The organism is Microbacterium sp. Y-01 (assembly GCF_003856715.1).
Classification (GTDB): domain Bacteria; phylum Actinomycetota; class Actinomycetes; order Actinomycetales; family Microbacteriaceae; genus Microbacterium; species Microbacterium algeriense.
Map to the genome: position 1 here is coordinate 1,310,070 of NZ_CP024170.1, position 18,830 is coordinate 1,328,899.

Annotated in this window: 11 protein-coding genes; 7 read left to right on the forward strand and 4 right to left on the reverse strand. The window is 71.2% G+C overall.

The features are described 5' to 3' along the window. Positions 1-20: 20 nt before the first annotated feature. Positions 21-308, reverse strand: coding sequence for a hypothetical protein (locus tag CSX12_RS06125; protein ID WP_017203303.1), 288 nt, complete (start codon positions 306-308; stop codon positions 21-23). Between the two features lie 7 nt (positions 309-315). After that, positions 316-540, reverse strand: coding sequence for a DUF3107 domain-containing protein (locus CSX12_RS06130; RefSeq protein ID WP_017203302.1), 225 nt, complete (start codon positions 538-540; stop codon positions 316-318). 168 nt (positions 541-708) lie between these two features. On the opposite strand from CSX12_RS06130, the gene CSX12_RS06135 reads away from it, so the two are divergent. Together CSX12_RS06135 and CSX12_RS06140 are read left to right on the forward strand one after the other, a co-directional pair. Continuing rightward, positions 709-3,927: an ATP-dependent DNA helicase gene (locus CSX12_RS06135; protein WP_124895202.1), complete on the forward strand. Its 3,219-nt coding sequence runs from the start codon at positions 709-711 to the stop codon at positions 3,925-3,927. Beyond that, the gene (locus CSX12_RS06140) at positions 3,891-7,424 is read left to right on the forward strand and encodes an ATP-dependent DNA helicase (protein WP_241160576.1); all 3,534 of its coding nucleotides are present in this window, start codon (positions 3,891-3,893) and stop codon (positions 7,422-7,424) included. The genes CSX12_RS06135 and CSX12_RS06140 overlap by 37 nt, the downstream gene beginning before the upstream one ends. Here CSX12_RS06140 and CSX12_RS06145 read toward each other — a convergent pair. Beyond that, positions 7,370-8,725 carry a hypothetical protein gene (locus CSX12_RS06145; protein WP_241160577.1) on the reverse strand — a complete coding sequence of 452 codons (1,356 nt, stop codon included), beginning with the start codon at positions 8,723-8,725 and terminating at the stop codon, positions 7,370-7,372. The genes CSX12_RS06140 and CSX12_RS06145 overlap by 55 nt on opposite strands. 64 nt (positions 8,726-8,789) lie before the next feature. Here CSX12_RS06145 and nudC point away from each other — a divergent pair, with 64 nt between their 5' ends. After that, positions 8,790-9,671, forward strand: a complete 882-nt coding sequence (nudC, locus tag CSX12_RS06150; RefSeq protein ID WP_017203300.1) for an NAD(+) diphosphatase — start codon at positions 8,790-8,792, stop codon at positions 9,669-9,671. Continuing rightward, positions 9,668-11,389: an ATP-dependent helicase gene (locus tag CSX12_RS06155; RefSeq protein ID WP_124895203.1), complete on the forward strand. Its 1,722-nt coding sequence runs from the start codon at positions 9,668-9,670 to the stop codon at positions 11,387-11,389. Before nudC ends, CSX12_RS06155 begins: the two co-directional genes overlap by 4 nt. Positions 11,390-12,223: 834 nt before the next feature. On the opposite strand, the gene CSX12_RS06160 is transcribed toward CSX12_RS06155, so the two are convergent. Continuing rightward, entirely contained in the window at positions 12,224-13,624 is a 1,401-nt protein-coding gene (locus CSX12_RS06160; RefSeq protein WP_124895204.1) for a zinc-dependent metalloprotease, read from the reverse strand. A 118-nt stretch (positions 13,625-13,742) separates the two neighbouring features. On the opposite strand from CSX12_RS06160, the gene CSX12_RS06165 reads away from it, so the two are divergent. The 3 genes from CSX12_RS06165 to CSX12_RS06175 all read left to right on the forward strand — a co-directional run bounded on the left by CSX12_RS06165 (position 13,743) and on the right by CSX12_RS06175 (position 18,813). Then, positions 13,743-14,834 carry a PDZ domain-containing protein gene (locus CSX12_RS06165; protein WP_124895205.1) on the forward strand — a complete coding sequence of 364 codons (1,092 nt, stop codon included), beginning with the start codon at positions 13,743-13,745 and terminating at the stop codon, positions 14,832-14,834. A 76-nt stretch (positions 14,835-14,910) separates the two neighbouring features. After that, positions 14,911-17,817, forward strand: a complete 2,907-nt coding sequence (locus CSX12_RS06170; RefSeq protein WP_124895206.1) for a UPF0182 family protein — start codon at positions 14,911-14,913, stop codon at positions 17,815-17,817. Positions 17,818-17,970: 153 nt separating this feature from the next. Beyond that, the gene (locus CSX12_RS06175; RefSeq protein ID WP_124895207.1) at positions 17,971-18,813 is read left to right on the forward strand and encodes a universal stress protein; all 843 of its coding nucleotides are present in this window, start codon (positions 17,971-17,973) and stop codon (positions 18,811-18,813) included. Positions 18,814-18,830 lie beyond the last annotated feature (17 nt).

The window sequence follows — 18,830 nt, forward strand, 5'->3', positions numbered from 1 at the left end:
GCCCCTGCCTCGACGACGGGTCAGATCCCGAGCGCCGCGCGCGCCGCAGCGTCCGAACGACGGCGGATGCCGGTGATCGCAGCCGTCGCGAGCGCGGAGACGGCCGCGGCACCCAGGGTGGTCGCGAGCCACAGCCAGACGCTGTCCTCGCCCACGCCGGCCCACTGCAGGGCCGTGTAGGCGATTGCCGAGACCGCTGTCGCGATCGCGGGTGCGAGAGCGACGCCGCGCAGCTCGCGTCCGCCGATCAGGAAGTGGACGGCGATGCCCAGTGCGCACGCGGCGATGAGCGCGAGGAGGATGTACATCGGCGGGTCAGGCGACGAAGCCCACGCGACGCGATTCCTCGGTTCCCAGCTCGATGTACGCGAGGTTCGCGGTGGGGACGATGTACGAGTTCCCCTTCACATCGGCGAAGCTCAGGTGGGTCGCGCTCTGCTCCAGCGCCGCGGCGACCTGGGTGCGGACCTCGTCGGCGCTCGTGCTGGTGTCGAAGCTCAGCTCGCGGCCGGTGTTGATGATGCCGATGCGGATTTCCACGCGTGCTCCTTGAAGTTCGGGGACTGGGGCAACTCTATCGCGCACGCACCCGGCGGGATCGGCCGCCATCGCCGGTTTCGCCCTGAGCGCACAGATGCCGTCGTGCTCCCTCGGCAGCCCCGCGTCGGGAGCACGAGGATGTCCGCGCGTCCGGATAGCGTGGAGGGCATGACACCCGATGCCGCACAGCGAGCCGTGATAGCCGCTGCACCCGCGTCGTCCGGCGTGATCATCGGCGCGCCGGGGACCGGGAAGACGCGCACGCTCATCGAACGCGCCGTCCACCTCCTCGAAGAGGAGCAGCTGCGGCCGGAGCAGGTGCTCGCGCTCACCCCGAGCCGTCAGGCGGCGACGGCCCTGCGGGACCGGATCGGTGTGCGGATCGGCCAGGCGACGCCGGGACCGCTCGCGCGCTCGCTCGGATCCTTCGCGTTCCAGCTGGTCCGCGGGGCGATGGTCCGTGAGGGCGCGGAACCGCCGGCGCTGCTCACCGGAGCAGACCAGGACCGCATCATCGCCGAGCTGCTCGCCGGCGACGCCGAGGACGGTCGCATCGCCTGGCCGGAGGCGTTGAGCCCCTCGGTGCGCGCGTCCAAGGGATTCCGCTCGGAGCTGCGGGCCTTCCTCGCCGAATGCACGGAGCTCGGGGTGCGGCCCGACGAGCTCCGTCGTTCCGGCGATCCGGTCTGGGCGGCGACCGCGGAGTTCCTCATCGAATACCGCACCGTGCTCGATGCGCTGCGCGCAGCGCACCGTGATGCGGCGGATCTGCTGAGCGAGGCCAGTGCCATCCTGCGCACGGCGGACGCCGTCGCCCTGGGGCCGCTCGCCCCGCTGCAGGCCGTGCTCATCGACGACGCGCAGGAACTCACGCGCGGCGGCATCGCGGTCGTCACGGCGCTGCGCGACAGGGGCATCGCCGTCCTGGCCTTCGGCGATCCCGACATCTCGTCCGGATCCTTCCGCGGCGCGAGCCCCGAGCTGTTCGCCCAGCTCGCCGGCGTCCTGGGCGATGTGCGCGTGCTCGACGGCTCGCACCGGCAGAAGCCGGCGCTGACCGCGCTGACCCGCACCGTGACGCAGGCGATCGGAGCGTCCGGGCGCGTGGAACATCGACGCCCCCCGGTCCCGGTCGACCCCGACGAGGTCGAGGCGGCGGTGTCGACGTTCATCGCGCCCTCGCCGTACGAGGAGTTCGACCGCATCGCCGGAGTCCTGCGTGAATGGCACCTGTCCGAGGGTGTCCGCTGGGACCGCATGGCTGTCATCGCGCATGACACGCGCCAGGTGACCACGCTCGAGACCGAGCTGGCGGCGCGCGAGGTCCCGACCAGGGCCGCAGGAGTGCAGCGTCCTCTCGGCAGCGAAGGCATCGTCCGTGACATCGTCGGCATCGTGCGGCTGGCGCTGACACCCGTCGAGGAGCGCACATCGCAGGCGCTCGAGGAGGCCATGCGCACGCCGTTCGGCGGGATGGACGCGATCGGGCTGCGCCGACTGCGGGCCAGGCTGCGGCACCTCGAGCTGGAGCAGGGGGGATCCACACCGGCACGCGAGCTGCTGCGGCAGGCGATGGCGGAGCCGTCCCACCTGACCCTCATCGACTCGCCGGAGTCCCGCACGGCCGAGCGCTTCGCCGACACGATCCGATCGCTCGCGCTCGCCGCAACCTCCGGCGAGACCATCCACGACCTGCTCTGGCGGGTGTGGGATCAGGCGAGGGCGGTCGACGGGCGCAAGCTGCAGGTCGCGTGGCGGGAGATCTCGCTCCTGCCGACCGGCGCCGAGACCGCACGGTCCCTCGACGCGCTCGTGGCACTGTTCGACGCCGCGAAGCGCTTCGTGGAACGCACCCCGAACGAGAAGCCGGAGGCGTTCGTCCGCGACATCCTCGACAGCGAGGTCCCCGAGGACTCGCTGTCCAGCCCGGACCGTCCAGGGACCGTCACACTGCTGACACCCGCCACGGCGCTCGGCACCGAGTTCGACGCGGTCGTCGTCGCGGGGGTGCAGGACGGCGTGTGGCCGAACGTCCGGCTGCGCGGCGGCCTGCTGCAGACCTGGCGACTGGCCGATGCGATGCTCGGAGCGCGCACCGGTACGCGTGTCGAGCCACCCGGTGTGCTCGACCGGCGTCGTGCCGCGCTGCATGACGAACTGCGGCTGTTCGTCCGCGCCGTCTCGCGGGCGCGGAGCCGTCTGCTCATCACGGCCGTCGACGACGACGACCTCACGCCCAGCGCGTTCTTCGGTTTCCTTCCCGCTCCGGAGCCGCCGGAGCGTCACGCCTCCGCCGAGCACCCGTTGACCCTGCGCGGGCTCGTCGCCCGGCATCGGCGCACGCTCACGACGGCGACGGCGGAGGGTGCGAGGCGGGATGCCGCCGCCCAGCTCGCCGTGCTCGCTCGGGAGGGGGTGCCCGGGGCCCACCCCGCCGAGTGGTACGGCATCATGCCCGCGTCGACCGACGCCCCGTTGCGGGATCTGACCGTGACGGGCGCTCGCGTGTCGCCGTCGAAGATGGAGTCCTACGAGGAATGCGGCCTCAACTGGGTCGTGTCCGCACTCGGCGGCGATACCGTGATGCCCCCGACCGCCGGCATCGGGACCATCGTGCACGAGGCGATGGAACGGGTGCCGGATGGAGACATCGAGCGCATGCGGGAGATCGTCGCCGAGCGCTGGCCCGAGCTCGACTTCGAGACCGAGTGGATCGGGCGCAAGGAGCGACGGCGAGCCGATCTGCTCGTCGACCGGCTGCACACCTACCTCGGCGATGTGCGCGGAGACGGAGGGCGCGTGATCGGCAGCGAGGTGGAGTTCCGTTTCGCGGTGGACGTGCTCGCGCCGGGGGAGGATGCTGTGCCGGCGGTGCATCCGGTCGTGGAGGACCGGGGCGACCAGGCGATCATCCACGGGTACATCGACCGGATCGAGGCGTACCCGCCCGGCGCGGGCGATCATCCGCACGCACGCGGGCGCGGCTGGGAGCGGATCGCGCGAGCCGAAGCGGGGCCGACCGTCGTCGTCGACCTGAAGACGGGCAAGAACGACCCGGAGTCGGACTCCGGCGTCCTCGAGCACGCGCAGCTGGCCGCCTACCAGATCGCGGTGCAGCAGGGACTGGTCGAGGGCGCTCCTCCGGACTCCCTGGCCGGGGCGCGGCTCGTGATCGTCTCCAAGACCCTCGCCAAGAGCGACTACCGCATCGCGCACCAGCACACCCTGGATGACGAGGCGCGTGCGGCCTTCCTGCGTCGCGTCTCCGATGCCGCCCGGGGCATGTCCGCGTCGAGCTTCACGGCGCAGGTCGAATCGCACTGCGCGGACACCCAGCGTCGTGTGCACCCGTGCCGCGTGCACACGGTTCCGGCGGTGAGTTCGTGACGGCATGGGAGGGCAGTCTGGGAATCTCGGCGACCGACATCGCCGCCGCGCTCGGCCAGCCCCCGCCGACAGCGGCTCAGCAACGGGTCATCGAGGCTCCGCCCGCACCAGCGCTCGTGGTGGCGGGCGCCGGATCGGGTAAGACCGAGACCATGTCGGGACGGGTCGTGTGGCTCGTCGCCAACGGGCACGTGAACCGGGACGAGATCCTCGGCCTCACCTTCACGCGGAAGGCCGCGGGCGAACTGGCCGAGCGGATCAGCCATCGCCTGGCCGTCATCGACGAGTACGGCCGGCGGGGCCTGCTGCCGCACCTGCCGGCGATCGTGCGCGACGGCGATCTGCGTCGCGTGGACGAGGCGGCCCCGGGGCGCCAGCGTGAGCTGGTGCGTGCGAGGGTGCTCGATGAGCTCGCCGCTCGCCACAGCACCGGATGGGACGCGGCGACCCCGCGTGCGGCAGAGGACCTCATGATCCGGCCCCGCGTGTCGACCTACAACGCCTTCGCCGACGGCATCGTCCGGGAGCACGCCGCGCGCATCGGCCGCGACCCCGACGTGGCGATGCTCAGCCAGGCGGCCTCCTGGATGCTGGCACGCGAGGTGGTGCTGCGCAGCGATCTGCCCGAGCTCGAGCAGATCGACTTCGCGCTGGCCACGATCATCGACGCCGTGCAGCGCCTCGCCGGGGAGGCTCTCGACCACCGCGTCGACCTGACCGTCGCGGAACGTCTCGCCCGGGAGCAGGCCCTCGCGTTCGAGCCCTACCGCGGCAACGGCGACGTCGAGAAGGCGGCGCTCAACCTCCTCAGCCTCCCGACGCTCGCGCACCTCGTCCGGGACTACATCGCCGAGAAGGAGCGCCGCGGCGTGCTGGACTTCGCCGACCAGGTCAGCGGGGCGTACGACATCGTCGAGTCCGCGCCCGATGTGCGCGCAGAGCTCCGAGAGCAGCACCGCGTGGTGCTTCTGGACGAGTACCAGGACACCTCGGTCATCCAGACCCGCTTCCTCGCGGAGCTCTTCCGCGATTCCGCCGTGATGGCGGTCGGCGACCCGCACCAATCGATCTACGGCTGGCGCGGGGCGAGCGCCGACAACCTCTACGCCTTCTCCGGCACCTTCGCCGGTGGCGGCACCGCCCAGACCTACAGCCTCATGACCAGCTGGCGCAACGACCGGCGCATCCTTGACATCGCGAATCGAGTGCTGGAACCTCTGCAGCGCCCGGGACTGGACGTGCCTCCGCTCGAACCGCGGCCGGGAGCAGGGGAGGGCGACGTCACCGTGGAGTTCCCGTTCACGGTCGACGACGAGGCCGCAGCGGTCGCCGAGTGGTTCGCGGAGCGTCGGGCCGCTCACGACGCGGCCGGCGTCGCAGAGGGCACGAGGAAGCCGCACACCGGCGCCATCCTGTTCCGATCGAAGCGGCACATGCAGACGTTCGCCGCCGCGCTCGCCGCCCGCGGCATCCCGCATCGCATCCTGGGGCTCGGTGGGCTCCTCGCGACACCGGAGGTGGTCGACGTCGTCTCCACGCTGCGGGTCGTGCACGACCCGACTGCGGGGTCGGCGTTGATCCGCCTCCTCACCGGTCCGCGATTCGGGGTCGGCGTCGCCGACATGGCCGCGCTCTACGATCTGGGCCGCACCCTGTCGGAACGAGACACCGCGATGATGCCCCTTCCCGAGGAGGTGCGGGTTCGCCTGCGCTCCTCGCGGGGCGCCGACGAGGCGGTCTCCATCGTCGACGCGGTCGATGTGGTGCGAGCGGTGCGCGACGACTATCGGCTGCTCGAGGCGATCACGCCCGACGGCAGGGCGCGGATCCGCGCGGCAGGGGAGATGCTGGAGCGGCTCCGCCGTGCGTCGTCGCAGCCGATCCCCGAGCTGATCCGGCTCATCGAACTCGAACTGCGTCTGGACATCGAACTCGCGGCGAACGAGACCCGCGGGCCCGCGCGGGTCGCGGCGACGCAGCTGCGCGCCTTCTCGGACGAGGTCCGCGCGTTCCTCGCCGCCGACGAGCGGGGCAGCATCGGGAGTCTGCTCGCCTGGCTGGACAAGGCGGAGAGCACGGACGAGCTGATGCCCCGGCCGGAGCCCCCGGAGCCGGGAGTCGTGCAACTGCTGACGATCCACGGCTCCAAGGGCCTGGAGTGGGACGCCGTCGCCGTGGTCAGGCTCGTCGCCGACGAGCTCCCCAGCCGGGTCTCCGACACCTCCGGCTGGTTCGGGTTCGGCGTGGTGCCCTTCGCGCTGCGTGGCGACCGCGCCGCCCTCCCGCGCTTCACCTGGGATCCGGTGGCGGCGATGGGCGAGGAGACCGACCCGGTCAAGCGTCAGCGGCTCGCTCAGGCCTCGCTGTCCGGTGGGGCGACCAAGGCGAACCCGGAGGGCGGCGCGCTCAAGCGGTTCAAGGACGCGTACCGCGCGTACCAGCAGCAGGAGGAGCGTCGCCTCGCGTACGTCGCCGTCACCAGAGCGCGCACCGATCTCCTGCTCAGCGGAGCCCATTGGGCGGGGCAGAAGGCTCCGCGCACGCCGAGCCCCTACCTGCTCGAGGCGATCGACGCCCAGGGAGGGGAGGCGATCGAAGCCGTCGATCCGGACGAGAACCCGTACGACGGCCCGGGGGCGACCCTCCACTGGCCGCTCGATCCGCTCGGCTCCCGCCGCCGGATCGTCTCGGCGGCGGCGGGCCTGGTCGAGGATGCGGTCGACGCCGGCACGGCCGAGCCGTCGGTCGAGCTCACGCGCCTGCTCGCGGAGCGTGCCGCGCGCCTGCGCGGAACCGATGCCCTGCCGCCGACGCGCGTGCCGGCGTCGCGGTTCAAGGACTACGTCACGGACTTCTCCGGCACCCTGTCGTCGATCGTGCGGCCGATGCCGGAGCGGCCGTACCGGCAGACCCGCCTCGGGACCCTCTTCCATGCCTGGGTCGAGCAGCGCTCGGAGCTGGTCGGTGTGGGCAGGAGGGTGGACGAGGCCCTGTGGGAGGTCGACGAGGATGAGCCAGCATCGGAGCCCTGGCACGACGCGACGGTCCCGGACGCTGCGGGGGCCGCGGCGGACGCGGCCGATCTGGCAGCCCTTCAGGCGACGTTCGAACGCAGCGAGTGGGGTGGCTTGAAACCCATCGCGGTCGAGATCGAGATCGACTTCGCCCTCGGCGCCGGATCGGGCGACCGCGACGGGCAGGCGCACATCGTGATCTGCAAGCTCGACGCCGTGTACCGCCGTGCGGATCGGGGCGACCGCATCGAGATCGTGGACTGGAAGACCGGTCGGGCCCCGCGCACGCCGCAGGAGCGCGAAGAGCGGATGCTGCAGCTCGCGCTCTACCGACTCGCCTACCACCGGCGCTTCGAGGTGCCGCTGGAGGAGATCGACGTGGCGCTGTACTACGTGGCGGACGACCTGGTCATCCGCGGCGACAGGGTCTACTCCGAGGAGGAGCTCTTCCACCGCTGGAGCGCCGCCCGCGCGGCCCGCTGAGCCTCGTCGGTGTCGTCCTCGTCGTCCTCAGGGGCCGCCGCAGCGGGCCGGTGCGACGACGCAGGGTCGTCGCGCACGTCACGGCTGCCCGCGAACGCGTTCGTGACGCCGGAGAGATCCTCGGTCTCGATGTTCAGCATCTCGGCCCGCCGCGCATCCTCGGCATCGGCAGCGAACCCCGGGAGCGGCGTCGGCGCGTCCCCGGCTCGGGTGGTCTCCTCGTCGCTCGTCTCAGCGTCGCGCGCCCACAGCTCCTCGGGGTTGTAGGCATCCGTGTGCATCGAGGTGTCGACCTCGCTCGCCGTGTCCCTCGGCACACGATCCAGAGCGTCCAGAGCCGAGTCGACGCCGGTGCCCCGTGGTTCGTCGATGTGGAGATCGTCGGAGTTCAGGCCCTCGGCGAGGGCGACGAGCAGGGCGGCGGCATCGTCGACGATGTCGGGTCGGCGCATCGAGTCGCCGTGCACCAGCCATCGTGCGAACTCCAGTTCCGCGAGCAGGCGGGCGCGCACCTCCAGGCCGCTGTCGGGCGCGCGGTCGATGGCTCGGGCGTAGGCGGCGTGCACGTCGTCGGCGGCGTCGGGGGCTGCAGACAGCCAGGAGAGGTCGAGCGCGGGGTCTCCGACCGACAGGCCGTGCCACCCCAGGAGGCCGATCACGGCGGGGCCGTCATCCGGGTCGTCTTCGAAGAGGAAGGACGTGGCCTGTACGCCGCCGAGCGTCACGGTGGACTCGAACCGCCAGAGGTCGTCGTCGGCCACGGCATCGCGCCAGCGCACCGTCAGCCGGGCGGGCACCCGGCCCGTCGCCGCGGCCGTGTCGACCAGCCGCTCGATCTCGGCGCGGCTCTCCTCGGCACTGCGGGTGGCGAGACCGGCGCTACGCACGACGGACGTCGGCAGGCCGTGCACGGCCGCGATCGACGCTCCCATGGACTCTGCGGCGCCGCGTCCAGGGGGGACCATGGCGGCCTCGATCTGGAACCCCGGGAGGAGCTCGGTGACGAGCGCGCGCCCGTCGCCGATACGCGTCTCGCCGATGTAGGCCGGCGCGGCGAACGGGAGCATGGCGCGAGCGCCGTCGGTCAGAGCACGGAGCGCGATCGCCTCGGCCGCGAGCTCTCGCGCCGTCTCGTCGTCGTCGGCGACGCGGATCGCGAGCTCTCGTCCGTCGGCGAGCGAGGCGATCCCCGAGTCGAAGCGGCCGTCGCCCCCGGCGCTGAGGCTCCGGGCACCCGTGACCTCCGCCCCGGGCAGTGCGGCGGTCACAGCCGCGGCTAGAGTGAAAGGAGAGCGTCCCATGCCCCCAGGGTAGGTCGGCTCAGGGGCGGTCCCGCCTCCGCCACGCCCGTGAGAGAGGGAGTCGATGACCATTCCGCGCCCGACCCTCGACCGTGCAGCCGAGCTCCGCGAGGAGCAGGGCGTGCTCGATCGTCTGCGCCACGATCCGGCGACCCGCGTGATCGTCGTGCGCGAGGGACGGGTCAGAGTCGTCGACTCCGCGCTCCTGCGGGTGCCGCCGACGGCGGTGGAGGAGGCCACCTGGGCTCTCCTCGGACGCGACGCGGACGGCACCGCGCTGCTGCTCGCGGCCGCGCCGCCCGAGACCGACGCGCTGGACGCGGCGCCGGACGAGATCTGGCTCGGACTGCGCGACCTCGGCGGACGCATCGATGCGCGGGAGGCCGAACTGCTCACGGGAGCGATCGCGCTCGCGGGCTGGCTGCGCGACGCGCCGTTCTGCCCCACGTGCGGCGGCGGCACCGAACTGCGTCAGGCCGGATGGTCGCGACGCTGCCTGGTCTGCGGGCGGGAGCACTTCCCTCGTACGGATCCCGCCGTCATCGTGGCGGTCGAGAGCCGTGACGGCGAGCGCCTCCTGCTCGGCGCCAATGCGAACTGGGGCGGCCGGATGTACTCCTGCTTCGCCGGGTTCACCGAGGCCGGAGAGTCGCTGGAGGCGACCGTGCACCGCGAGATCGAGGAGGAGTCGGGCGTGCGCCTTTCCGCCCTGCGTTACATCTCCTCGCAGGCCTGGCCGTTCCCGCGCTCGCTCATGGTCGGCTTCCGTGCGGTCGTGGAGGACGAGTCCGCGGCGATCGCCGACGGCGAGGAGATCATCGATGTGCGCTGGTTCACCCGTGCCGAGATCGCCTCCGCGCTCGCCGGAGACGGTCCGGTCGGGTTACCGGGGCCCGCATCCATCGCGAGGGCGCTGATCGTCGACTGGTACGAGGGCAGCGCGTGAGCGCGCTGGATGGCCTCGACGAAACGCAGAGGGCGGCGGCATCGGTGCTGCGGGGACCGGTCGTGGTGCTCGCGGGAGCGGGCACGGGCAAGACCCGGGTCATCACCCACCGCATCGCCCACGGGGTCGACACCGGAGCGTACTCCCCGTCGCGCGTGATGGCGGTGACGTTCACGGCCAAGGCGGCGGGAGAGCTGCGGGGCCGGCTGCGCGCGCTCGGGGTCGAGGGGGTGGCCGCCCGCACGTTCCACGCGACCGCCCTGGCCCAGCTGAACTTCTTCTGGCCGACGCTGGCAGGCTCGCCGGCGCCCTCCCTCATCGACAACAAGGTGCGGATGCTCGGTCAGGCCGCCGACGCGATCCGGCTCCGGCCGAGCACCGCGACACTGCGTGACATCGCGTCGGAGATCGAGTGGCGCAAGGTCTCGATGCTCTCGATCGACCAGTATGCGGCGCTCGGTCGTCCCGTCAGCGGTGTCGACGCCGGGCAGCTCGTGGAACTGATGCGCGGGTACGAGGCGCTGAAGGACGACCGCCGCCAACTCGACTTCGAGGACGTGCTCCTCGCCTGCGCGGGGATGCTCGAGGCGGAGCCCCGGGTGGCCGCGTCCGTGCACGAGCAGTACCGGCACTTCACCGTCGACGAGTTCCAGGACGTGTCGCCGCTCCAGAATCGGCTGCTCGAACTGTGGCTGGGCGATCGGCACGACATCTGCGTGGTGGGCGACGCCAGCCAGACGATCTATTCGTTCGCCGGGGCCGAGCAGCGCTATCTGCTCGAGTTCGAACGTCGCCATCCCGATGCGACCGTCGTCCGCCTGGAGACGAACTACCGCTCGCAGGCGCCGATCCTGACCGCGGCCAACGCGCTGATGCACGGGCGTCCCGGTGCGCTCGAGCTGGTCCCGGCACGCGAGCAGTTCACGGCGGATCCACCGACGGTCACGGCCTACGACACGGAGAGCGAGGAGGCCGCGGGCATCGCAGCCGCGATCTCGGCGCAGATCGCGGCCGGTGCCGCGCCGTCCGAGATCGCCGTCCTCTACCGCGCCCATGCCCAGTCGGCCGTGCTGCAGCAGGCGCTCGCGGCGGAGGGCATCGCCACCTCGGTGCTCGGCGGCACCCGGTTCTTCGCGATGCCCGAGGTGCGTCAGGCGATCCTCGCGCTGCGCGCTGCGGCCGTGGCGCCCACCGAGCACGGGTTCCTCCCCGGCGTTCAGCGTGTCCTGCGTGAACTCGGACTCACCGACGAGCCCCCGGCGGCGGGCGGCGCCCAGCGCAGCGGATGGGAAGCGCGACGAGCCATCCTCACGCTCGCCGAGGAGGCCGGCCCCGATGCGGATCTCCGCACGTTCAGCGATGCGCTCATGGCGCGTGCGAAGGATCAGCACGAACCCACGATGCGGACCGTCACGCTGTCGACGCTGCATGCGGCGAAGGGCCTGGAGTGGCCGCACGTCCACCTCGCCGGCTGGGCCGAGGGCTCTCTGCCTATCTCCTATGCGACGACGTTCGAGGCGATCGACGAGGAACGACGTCTGGCCTACGTCGGCGTCACGCGGGCCGCGCGTACGCTGACGCTGTCCTGGGCACGCTCGGCGGGGCGAGGGGAGCGGGCGCCGTCGCGTTTCCTGGCCGAGATCGGGACCACGGCTCGCGGCACCGGCATTCTGCGTGAAACGTCACCGAACGCCAGACGAGGGAGCCGTCAGCGCTGACACGCACCATCGGGCTGGAGTCGTTCGCCGGTTCCGCGAGGATCAGGGCCGCGAGCCGCCCGGCCTCGGCCACCTGTGCGGCGCGCAACGGTCCGGGGTCCCTGCCGATCAGCTGCGCGTGCAGCAGGGGCCACGCGGGATCGCGATCCCGATCATGCCCGTCACGGCAGCTCAGGCACGGCGACCGTCCGGGGACGACGAGAGGGCCGACGGTGACGCGTCCGTGTTCGAACGACACGGGCAGATGCGAGACGTCCTCTCGCAGATGGCGCGCGAACTGCAGCGCAGCGGCGGCTCCGGGAACCAGCACGACCGCCACCGCCGCGGTGCCGCTGACCTCGACCAGGCGAACGCCCTCGTCTGCGAGGGCCTCCCGCATGCGGTATTCGCTGCGGGCGTCCGTGACACCGATGCTCTCCACCCACGCGGGCCGGGGCGAGGCCGTATCGTCGAGCAGCATGGGTTGCAGGCGGGCGAAGAGCTCTCGGGCCGCCTCCCGTGGTGCGCCGGCCGCGTGTGCGAGCACATCGAACGAGCTGCGGCGGAAGCCCGAGCGCAGCCGGCTGAGCAGCAGCTCCACCCAGGGGGCGTCCGCAGCGATGCACAGGCCTCCGTCGTCGCCGAGCTGCAGCGTCTCCTCGTCGCGCCACAGCAGCGGCAGGCCCGGGTCGATTCGGGTGAGGGTCGGCGGTGTGAGCGGCATCCCTCCGATTCTGGAGGCCGCTCACAGGGGGCTGGACGCGGAGCGACGCTTCGGTGGACAACTTCGTCGGTGTCCCGATCAGGGGAGGAGGAGACAGCGCCCGCGGATCGACGCCGCGACCGCCGTCACGCTCAGACCGGTCGGTCGCCTTCGGGCGCCGCGGCGTCGCCGTCCTCGTCGCCGTCGGTCGACGGCTTCTCGTCCGAGAAGTCGTCGCCGTCGAGGAGGCGAGCGAGCGCCTCGTCGAACTCGTCGGCCGCCGGCTGCTCGCCGCGTTCCGCCGCCTGCAGGCGGGCGACCAGAGCACTCGGGTCGTCGATGTCCTCGGCCGTCGGCATGAGGTCGGGGTAGTCCCACAGCGCGTCGCGGGCGCCGATGCCGACGGCGTCGGTCACCGCCTGCCACATCGCCGACGCCTCGCGCATGCGACGCGGCCGCAGCTTCAACCCCACGAGAGCGCCCAGCGCGTCCTCAGCGGGGCCGCCGACGGCGCGGCGGCGGCGGGCCGCCTCGGCGATGCGGGCACCGTCGGGGAGGCGCGAGGTCGCCTCGGCGGTCACCACGTCCACCCAGCCGTCGATCGTCGCGATGAGATTCTCCAGCCGGGTCAGGGCCTCGCGCTGCGCCTCGCTCTGCACGGGCAGGAGCGCTCCGCCCTCGATCGCCGCCCGCAGCTCTTCGGGGTCGGACGGGTCGAGGCGACTGGCGACGTCCTCCAGCGCGTCGACGTCCACGGTGACCCCGCGGGCGAAGTCCGTGATCTGCGCCATGACGTGCAGGTGCAGCCACTTCGCGTGACGGTAGAGGCGCGCGTAGGCGAGCTCGCGCGTGGCGAGGTAGAGGGCGATCTGGTCCTCGGGGATCTCCAGGCCCTCGCCGAAGGCGGTCAGATTCTGCGGGATGATCGCCGCGGTCCCCGCCGGCAGCACCGGGATGCCGACATCTCCGCCCGAGACGACCTCGAGCGAGAGGTTGCCCAGCACCTGCCCGAATTGCGCGGCGAACACCGAGCCCCCGAGACCGCGCATGAGTCGGCCGGCGCCCTGGACGACCCCCCGCATATCCTCGGGAACCTGCGTGTCGAGCGCCGAGGTCAGCGCGTCGGCGATGCTGGTGGACACCGGATCGGCGATCTCCTTCCACACCGGAAGCGTCTTCTCGACCCATTCGCCGCGCGTCATCGCGGTGGGGGCCTCGGCGAGCTCCGAGATGGTCGTCGCCTCGCCCAGCCACAGGTCGGCGAGGGCGAAGGAGTCCGCGAGCGAACCGCGGGAGCCGTCGCTGATGCCCTGGCCGTCGCGGTTCGCGATGTGCAGGGCCTGACGCAGGGCGTTCTCCCACGGGTCGCCGCCGAACGCGCCCTGGAGCTGCGCCATGATCGTCTGCATCATCGCGGGATCGAGCTGGAATCCGTCCATGCCCTCGAACGCACCGCGCAGAGCCTCGGGGTCGATGTCCCCGCCGCCCTGGTTCGCGAGCATCCGTCGCAGGAACTCCTGGAAGTCCTCGGGTGTCGGGTCGTTGTCTGCCATGTCGATCGCCCTCTCAGCACATCTGTCGCCGTGGCATCTACGCTAGTCACAGCTTTCTGCGCGCGAACCCGTTGCGGGCAGATCGGTGTACGCCGCTCGCGAACGACGGAGGAATGCAGTGGATCGAACGCGGTCTGGGAAGCTCGGACTCGGAGTCTGGGCGCTCATCGTCGCCCTCATCGCGCTCGTCGTGCTGACCTTCCTCCCGTCGCCCTACGTGATCCAGCGACCGGGCCCGGTGTACGACACCCTCGGCACCGCGACCGACGAGGACGGCGAGGAGGTTCCGCTGATCAGCGTCGAGGGCGCCGAGACGTTCGAGACGGCGGGCACGCTCGACCTCACGACCGTGCAGGTCGTGGGCAACCGCGAGCGCACGCCCAGCTGGTTCGAACTCGCCCTGGCGTGGATGGACTCCTCCCGCGCGGTCGTCCCGCTCGACTCCGTGTTCCCGGAGGGCGTCACGACCGAGCAGCGCGACGAGCGCAACGCGACGCTCATGATCGACTCCCAGCATGAGGCGACCGCGGCCGCGCTGAACGAGCTGGGCTACGACACCGGAGCGCAGGTCGTCGTCGTCGACGCGGTCGAAGGCACTCCCGCCGACGGCATCCTCCAGGCGGACGACGTCATCACGGGCATCGGCGGCACTGCGGTCACCTCCGCGACCCAGTTGCGCGAGGCGATCCAGGAGTCCGACGGCCAGCCCGTGCAGCTCACGGTGCAGCGCGACGGCGAGGAGAAGACCGTCGAGGTCACGCCGGAGAAGAGCACCGAGGGCGGGACCACCACCTGGCTCATCGGCGTGACGCTGCGCACGGATTACGACTTCGAGATCGATGTGACGATCCAGCTCGACAACGTCGGCGGGCCGAGCGCCGGCATGATGTTCGCGCTCGGCATCATCGACACCCTCACGCCGGGGGAGCTCAACGGCGGGGAGAACGTCGCCGGCACGGGGACGATCGACGCGGAGGGCACCGTCGGCCCGATCGGCGGCATCCGACAGAAGCTCTACGGGGCGCGCGACGCGGGGGCCGAGTACTTCCTCGCTCCGGCATCGAACTGCGATGAGGTCGTCGGCCACGTGCCGGACGGACTGCAGGTGATCCGCACGGCCACGCTCGACGAGTCGCTCGAGGCCCTCGAGGTGATCGCCGACGGGGGAGACGTGGACGCGCTGCCGACCTGCGAGCTCCCGGCGAGCTGATCCGACCTCGGCACCGTGACCTCGCCGTGATCGCGATGACAGCCCGCGCACAGTGAGCGATGCCTAGGATGGAACGGTGACCTCGACCTCAGCTCAGAACCCGGCCACGCCTCGAACCTCCCGACGGATCCTCGGCATCTCCCTGGTGATCATCGCCGCGTTGATCGCGGTGTTCTTCGTGTTCGCCTCCCTCTACACCGAGTTCCTCTGGTTCGACCAGCTCGGCTTCACCGGCGTGCTGACCACGCAGTGGATCGCCACGGCGGTGATGTTCGTGGTGGGCTTCCTCGGTATGGCGGTGCCGCTGTTCGTCGTCATCCAGCTGGCGTACCGGCTGCGCCCGGTCTACGTTCGCCTCAGCTCGCAGCTCGACCGGTACCAGGAGGTCATCGAGCCCCTGCGCCGTCTGGCGATGTGGGGCATGCCGATCTTCTTCGGGCTGTTCGCCGGTTTCGCGGCGGCGGGTCAGTGGAAGACCGTCTGGCTCTGGGCCAACGGCGTGGCGACGTCGGAGGTCGACCCGCAGTTCGGTCTCGACACCGGGTTCTACATGTTCGCGATGCCGTTCTACACGATCCTGCTCGCGTTCGTCTCGGCCGTGCTCCTGCTCTCGCTCCTGGTCACCGCGCTCGTTTCTTACCTCTACGGTTCGGTGCGCATCGGCCAGGGTGAGCTGCGCATCTCGAAGCCGGCACGCATCCAGCTCGCCGTGATCGCCGGCCTCTACCTCCTCGTGCAGGCCGCGAGCCTGTGGCTCGACCAGTACAAGACCCTCGTCGAGCGCGACGATCGCATCACGGGTGCCGCGTACACCGGCGTCAACGCCACGATCCCTGGTCTCGCGATCCTCGCCATCATCGCCGCCGTCGTCGCGATCCTCTTCTTCGTCACGGCCGTCATCGGCCGCTGGCGCTTCCCGCTCGCCGCGACGGCCCTGCTCATCGTGGCCTCGCTCGTCGTCGGCATCGGCTACCCGTGGGTGGTCACGACCTTCCAGGTGAAGCCGAACCAGAACGCCTATCAGGCGGAGTACTACCAGCGGAACATCGACGGGACCAAGGAGGCGTACGGGGTCGCGAACCTCGAGACCACGCCGTTCGAGGCCGAGACCGACGCCGAGGCGGGGCAGCTGCGCGCCGACGCCGAGACGACCGCGTCCACCCGCATCATGGACCCGAAGGTCATCCCGCCGACGGTCCGCCAGCTCGAGCAGTACCGCGGGTACTACCAGTTCCAGAAGACGATGGACGTCGACCGGTACGAGATCGACGGGAAGATGCAGGACACCGTGGTGTCCGTGCGCGACCTCGACATGTCCGGCCTCGGCGACGGAGACAACTGGAACAACCGCGTCGCCGTCTACACCCACGGCTACGGCCTGGTCGCCGCCGCCGGCAACCAGCGCACGTCGGACGGCGAGCCGGTGTTCCTGGAGCGCGGCATCCCCACCTCCGGCTTCCTCTCCGACCGGGAGAACTTCGAACCGCGCGTGTACTTCGGTGAGAACTCGCCCGAGTACTCCATCGTGGGCGCTCCCGACGGCGCCGAACCCGCGGAGATCGACTACCCGCGCGGCAAGGACGGCTCGAGCGAGACGAAGACCACGTTCGAGGGGGACGGCGGTCCGAAGATCGGCGACACGTTCACCAAGCTGCTGTACGCGCTGAAGTTCCAGTCCGAGCAGATCCTCTTCTCGAACCTCGTGAACGACGAGTCGCAGATCCTGTACGACCGCGACCCCAAGACGCGCGTGCAGAAGGTCGCGCCGTACCTGGAGCTCGACAGCGATCCGTACCCGAGCGTCGTCGACGGGCGCATCGTCTGGATCGTCGACGGCTACACCACCAGCTCGACCTACCCGTACTCGACGAGCGTGAGCCTCTCGGACGCGATCGCGGACTCGAACATCCCGTCGCCGACGCTCGCGATCGACGACATCAACTACATCCGCAACTCGGTCAAGGCCACGGTGGACGCCTACGACGGCTCCGTGACGCTCTACGCCTGGGATGACGAGGATCCGGTGCTGAAGACCTGGCAGAAGGTCTACCCGTCGACCCTGAAGCCCATCAGCGAGATGTCCGGCGAGCTGATGAGCCACGTCCGCTATCCGACCGACCTCTTCAAGGTGCAGCGCGACATCCTCGGTGTCTACCACGTGGACAAGGCCGGCTCGTTCGCGCAGCAGGACAACCGCTGGCAGACGCCGAACGACCCGCGCAGCAACGACATGCTCCAGCCGCCCTACTACCTGACCATGCAGATGCCCGGCCAGGATTCCCCACGATTCTCGATGTTCTCGACGTTCATCCCGAACTCGCAGGGCGCCGGCGGCAGCCGAGACGTGCTGATGGGCTACCTCGCGGTGGACTCGGACGCCGGATCGGAGAAGGGCGTCAAGGCGGAGGGCTACGGCCAGCTGCGCATGCTCGAGATCGACACCGACACCACGGTGCCCGGTCCCGGTCAGGTGCAGAACACCTACAACTCCGACACCGCGGTCGTCCCGCAGCTCAACCTGCTGCAGCAGGGAGAGTCCGAGGTCATCTACGGCAACCTGCTGACGCTGCCGGTCGGTGGTGGTCTGCTCTATGTGCAGCCGGTGTACGTGCAGTCGTCCGAGGGGACGCAGCTGCCGCGTCTGCAGAAGGTGCTCGTCGCCTTCGGTGACCGGGTCGCCTTCGAGAACACTCTGACCGAGGCGCTGGACACGCTGTTCGGCGGTGACTCCGGCGCGACGGGCGGCGACGACACGGTCGAGCCGGACCCCGACGCGGTGGATCCGGACACCGGCGAGACGCCGACGCAGCCGGCGCAGCCGACCGACGCCCAGGCCGACGCCCTCGCGGCGGCCCAGTCCGCGCTCGTCGACCGTGAGACGGCGCTGAAGGCGGGTGACCTCGCCAAGTTCGCCGAGGCGGATGAGCGGCTCACCGCGGCCGTGCAGAAGCTGATCGAGCTGGAGTCCACGGCCGGGGAGTGATCCTCCGCCTCTCGACGAATGGGCGCCCCCTCGGGGGCGCCCATTCGCGTCTTCACGCCGGCGCTGCGGCCGTGGGTGGCCGCGGATCACGCCGGAGGGCTCGCGCCGTGCGCTCCGCCGTGCGAGGGTGGGAGTCGAACAGGGAGGTCCTCGGTGGCTGAGCGGATCGTTGTGGGAGTGCTGGACACGTCGGCGGGTCGACGGGCTCTGGAATGGGCCACGGAGCGGGCGCGATCCCGAAAGGCCTCGCTGCTCCTGGTGAGCGTCGTCGGCGGAGCGGTCGGAGCAGTCGGCGAAGGTCCTGTGGTGGAGGCGGCGATCGCGTCGGCGAACGCCTTCCTCGAAGCGCACGCGCGCAACCTGGAGGCGGAAGGACTGGCCGTCGACGTGGTGGTGCTCCGTGGAGACCCGGTGCGACAGCTGGTGTCGGCCACGGCCGGGGCCACGCTCCTGGTGATCGGCAGCGACTACCGCAGCGATGACCGCGACACCCCGCAGCGCGGGGTCCACGGCCTGCGCATCGTCGCCGGAGCCGCCTGCCCGGTCGTCGTCATCCCCGATGTCGCCACCGAGGGACGACGGGGGATCGTCGTCGGCGTCGACGGATCGCCCACGTCAGAAGCCGCCGTCGCCTTCGCGGCTGCGGAAGCCGACCGTCTCGGAGAGCCTCTGATCCCGGTGATCGTCTGGACGCCCGTGGCCGTCCCGCGCGGACCGAAGGTGTATCCCGAGCAGTATCTGACGTCGATGCAGGCGCTCTCGGAGGAGGCGCTCGCCCTCGCGCTGGCCGGCCTGCGACAGACGTACCCCGACCTCGACCTGCAGTCCCGCGTGGAACGCGGATATCCGTCCGAGGTCATCAATCGGTTGGCTGCCACGGCGCGTCTGACCGTCGTCGGCTCGCACGGCCGCGGCGCCGTCGCGCGCTTCCTGCTCGGCTCGATCAGCCACGAGGTGCTCGCGGCGCTCGTCGGGCCGACCGCGGTCGTGCGCTGACCCGAGACGGAGAGTGC